General features: G+C 64.2%; 5 protein-coding genes. All 5 read right to left on the bottom strand.

From position 1 onward, the window contains the following. Nucleotides 1-91: 91 nt before the first annotated feature. The 5 genes from VQ044_RS23940 to VQ044_RS23920 all read right to left on the bottom strand — a co-directional run bounded on the left by VQ044_RS23940 (nt 92) and on the right by VQ044_RS23920 (nt 4,157). Nucleotides 92-175: a hypothetical protein gene (locus VQ044_RS23940; protein ID WP_327651423.1), complete on the bottom strand. Its 84-nt coding sequence runs from the start codon at nt 173-175 to the stop codon at nt 92-94. A 196-nt stretch (nt 176-371) separates the two neighbouring features. Continuing rightward, on the bottom strand, nt 372-764 hold the full coding sequence (locus VQ044_RS23935) for a hypothetical protein (RefSeq protein ID WP_327650151.1): 393 nt from the start codon (nt 762-764) through the stop codon (nt 372-374). Between the two features lie 429 nt (nt 765-1,193). Further along, on the bottom strand, nt 1,194-2,489 hold the full coding sequence (locus tag VQ044_RS23930; protein ID WP_327650149.1) for a cation:proton antiporter: 1,296 nt from the start codon (nt 2,487-2,489) through the stop codon (nt 1,194-1,196). A 182-nt stretch (nt 2,490-2,671) separates the two neighbouring features. Further along, complete coding sequence (locus VQ044_RS23925) at nt 2,672-3,034, bottom strand: D-Ala-D-Ala carboxypeptidase family metallohydrolase (protein ID WP_327625958.1); 363 nt, start codon at nt 3,032-3,034, stop codon at nt 2,672-2,674. Nucleotides 3,035-3,096: 62 nt separating this feature from the next. Beyond that, nucleotides 3,097-4,157, bottom strand: a protein-coding gene (locus tag VQ044_RS23920) for an IS630 family transposase (protein ID WP_327651422.1) whose coding sequence is annotated in 2 segments (ribosomal slippage) — nt 3,097-3,665 and nt 3,665-4,157 — 1,062 coding nt in all. Because the reading frame shifts where the segments join, the coding sequence is not laid out codon by codon here. Between the last annotated feature and the right edge of the window lie 41 nt (nt 4,158-4,198).

Raw genomic sequence — 4,198 nt, 5'->3', positions numbered from 1 at the left:
TCGATCTCTTCGCACGACCTCCGCCCCTGCAATGCCCTCATTGTGAAATGCTCATCGCAGAAACCGACAAACCAAAAGTGCCAAAGTAGTGCTAGCTTGCAACCTTCTTCGGGTCGAACACGCCGACCAGAGTGGCCTCCACAGTCTCGCCGATGGCGACATCTCCGGCGGCGATGCCGAAGATCGAGCCGACGAGCAGGCCATCGCCGGAGGCGGCGGCATGCCGAAGACGAGGGCCGATCTGAAAACGGCCGTCTGATCGTCAGCGGGCAGTGATNGGCGATGCCGAAGATCGAGCCGACGAGCAGGCCATCGCCGGAGGCGGCGGCATGCCGAAGACGAGGGCCGATCTGAAAACGGCCGTCTGATCGTCAGCGGGCAGTGATCGGCGTCGGTACCGTCTCGGCATCGGTCGTGTCCGAATGCACCGCCTCGCGGATCAATCGATCGGTGGTCTCCTCGAAATGTAGCCAAAGGTCGGTATGCATCTCGGAGAATTGGCGCCAGACCACGGCATCGAAAAATCCGCGCGACGCCCGCACCATGATCGTTGTCCGGCGCTGTCGCGGATAGCGATAAGGCCGGATGCCGTAGCGCCGGCACAAGGCGACGAAGAGCTTGACGGCCCAGGGATCGGGCATTGAAAACTGCATCTCAACCGGTGGATCCCGTCGGTTGATCTCGGCAAGCTTGGCCTTCAGACGCTGAACGGCCGCCTCGGCCGCGTCCCGCTCTCCATTTGTCCCGGCGCCGAAAATGCTCATCATCACCCTCGCTCATCGAGCGACGGCATCATCCCGCGTCAAATCCGTCAATATGGAAGGCGAAACTCCCGACATCCTTCAACAGTGGCCTCTCGCGGCGCTTACAGTCGACCGCCCGCCAGAGTTCGCGGGCGGCTTCCGGTTTCGAGACCTCGAAGCGGCGGACCAGATAGCCGATCGAGACCGCGCCTCTGGACGTTCTTTCGGATAGCGGCACGACGCGCCGCCCGCACGGTGGCAGGCCTCGGCCTCGCGGCGTTTGCCGCGCTCTTATACCCGGCGTTTGGCTGGCTCGCTGGCCATACCTATCCAGCCGTCGGTATTTGGGCTCGCGCCCTGTCCTACGACGATGTTCACCATCGGGCTCCTGCTGCTTGGGACAGCCTTTAGTAGGGCAACGCGACACCCAACGCTCTGCGGAAACCGACCTCATTCGCGCCTCGGGATCTCCACGCCCCGATCGGACTCCGGGCTGCCCCTTTCGGCATATTCTCGATCCAGCATCTCGACCGTCGCGGTCGCAGTCAGGCCGTGAATGACGGTGGAAGCGAAGATGGTGAACGCCACAACCGCCCAGAGTTCCCCGTCATCAATGAACTCGACGTGGGTCGACGCATATCCGAGGTAGTAGAGCGATCCGATCCCGCGCACCCCGTATATGGCCACGACGGCTCGCGCCCTCAGGCTCAGCGGGCTTGCGAGCAGTCCGAGCATCCCCGCGATAGGCCTGACCACCAGGATCAGGCCGAAGCCGATGACCGTGTGGCTCCAATCGAGATAAGGCCATAGTGAGGGCATGACGCTGCCGAGGAGCACGAGAAGGATGGCCGTTATTGCGTGTTCGATGGAACTCGCGAAGGAATGGAGATGCTGGTGGATCCGGTGCCGGGCCTCTACCCGCCGGCACACCAGCCCCGCGACGAAGGCAGCAATGAAGCCGTAGCCTTCGGCGAGTTCCACGAGCCCGTAGGCGAGAAACACCCCGGCCAGAGCGAGGACGCCGGGGCCCGAGGCGGTGACCGTGTTCCAGGCGGGTATCGCAAGGATGCGCCCCAGCAGCCAGCCGATGGCGCCGCCGAGAACGGTGCCGACGAGGATGCGGTAGAGGACGTCCCACGCAAGCCATTCGGCAAGCCAGAGGGCCGGGTCTGATCCTTGCGAGGCGACATGGAGAGCGAGGTAGACGAACGGGAAGGCAAGGCCGTCGTTCAAGCCGGCTTCGGTGGTCAGGGCGAACCGGACCGGGTGCTCCTTGCCCTCAAGCGGCGGACCGATCTGGAGATCACCCGCGAGCACCGGGTCAGTCGGCGCGAGCACGGCCCCGAGCAGGATGGCTCCTCCCACCGTCATCCCCGCGAGGCTCCAGCCGAGAAGTGCGACGGCCGCGATGGTGAGAGGCATCGTAATGGCGAGAAGCCTGACGGTTGGCCACCAGAGTCGCCGCCCGCCCAGGTCATCGATCCGCAGCCCTGTCGCGAAAAGCACGACGATCACCACGATTTCGGCGGCAAACTCCCAAATGACCGGGTTCTCCGTGGGGTTTATCCCGGCGACGATACCCGGGAAAAGCAGCGAACCCGCCATCCCGCAGGCCATGAGGAAGGCTGTCGCCGCAGGCGGCCTTCGGACAAGGAGGTGTGGAAGCCAATACGAAACGAGCAGGCTCGCGCCCAACGCGACGAGCAGGATGTGATAGGCATCAAAACCGAAACGGGCATCTTCCATGGCCTTGTGTGCACCGTACCGGAACCTCGCTGCAATCGGTTACAGCAATTGAATGGATTTTCGAGGCCAGGAGTATTGCGGCGTCAGCCTCTCCGAGCCTGAGGTCTCCGGTCAGTACTTCGCGCGATGGCCGGGCCTCGGTCGCGAAGGGGGGCGGCCTTCCTGACCGACAATCGGTCGCCCTACAGGCGCTCAGGGCCAAGGTCGACATGGATGAAGCCCGAACGCGGGTGAAATCCGACCTCCCGGGCCGCCTCCTCGAAAGCCGCTCCGTCAAGATGCTTCGAGCGCGTAGCGCCGCCGACGGCGCGGTTGTGTTCGGGACTGCGATAAGCCGAGCGGACGATCAGCGGCTTGCCCAGCCGGTCACGCAACGCCAGCAGCTTGTCGGTGCCTCGGCACGCGATCTCGGCGGGCGAAAAGTTGCGCCAGCGCCAGGCATTCTCCGGCACGTCGCGCCAGACCGCCTGACCTTGCCAGACCGCAGCCACGATCTCGTCCTTCGTCACCATGCGATCGCGGTTTCGGACAAGATGGATCAACACGGAAAGAACCTGCGGCTCCAGCCGCGCTGGTCTATCGCGCGGCTAATACCAACTCCCATTGATCAGAACCCATGAGCCCATTGGCGCATTTCGATGGACATGATGCGCCAGGGTTGGGCTTCGATGTTTCGCCAAGCGCGGCAGGCATGGTCGAGGATGTCGTCGTAGGATTGGAAGATGCGGTTTGAAAGCCAGTTGTCGCGTATGAACTGCCAGAGGTTCTCGACCGGGTTCAGTTCGGGCGCCTTGGGCGGCAGCGGCATCAAAGTAATGTTGTGGGGGATGGGGAGCTTCGGCGTCATGTGCCAGCCGGCCTGATCAAGCAGGACGACGGCGTGGGCGCCAGACGCGACGTTGCGGGAGATCTCGGCGAGATGACATGCCATGGCATGGGTGTCGCAGCGGGGCATGACGAGTGCGGCGCCCGCGCCCCGCTTTGGGCAGATCGCCCCGAACAGGTAGGCCGAGGCGGTGCGCTGGTCTCTGGGAGCCGAGGGTCGCGTTCCCCGTTTTGCCCAGCGGCGGGTGATCGGGTTCTTTTGGCCCACCCGCATCTCGTCCTGGAACCAGACTTCTACGGGCTTGCCGGCGGCCTCGCTCGCCGCGATCTTTGCCAGCGCAGTGAGGAAGTCTTTTTAAAAGCGTCGAGTTCGAACTCATTCTGCGCGTGATGGCGTGGGCGGGCAGAGAGTTTGCGGTAGCCCATGGCCCGCAGTTCGCGGCTCAGCGTTTGCACGCTTATGGGGATGCGGAACTCCTCGAACACCCATTGCGCCAGATCTACGAGCCGCCAGCGCACCACCCCGTCGACAGCCGGGATCGGGCCCGCCTCAAGCTTGCCCGCCAGAGCCTGCCGCTCGTCCGGCCCTAGCCGCGAGGGCGCGCCGGGCGACTTGCGGTCCAGGAGACCGTCCAGGCCCTCGGCGTTGAAACGCACGACCCAGTCCCGCACGATCTGGCGCGTCACGTCTCCGACCTTGGCCGCATCGCTGCGCGTGCCGCCCTCGTAGATCGTCGCCAGTGCCAAAAGCCGGCGGGTCTGAGATGCGTCCCGAGAACGCCGGGCAGCCTGGCGAAGTGTGTTCGTATCGAAGTCAGAGCGAAGCGGAACCGGCGTGGCCATGGCGGACATCCTCCTGTTCGCCCCAATGAATCACATCAGTT

The sequence above is a fragment of the Aurantimonas sp. C2-5-R2 genome, assembly GCF_036549495.1.
Classification (GTDB): Bacteria; Pseudomonadota; Alphaproteobacteria; order Rhizobiales; family Rhizobiaceae; genus Aurantimonas; species Aurantimonas coralicida_A.
This window is presented reverse-complemented; position numbering and strand designations above follow the sequence as displayed.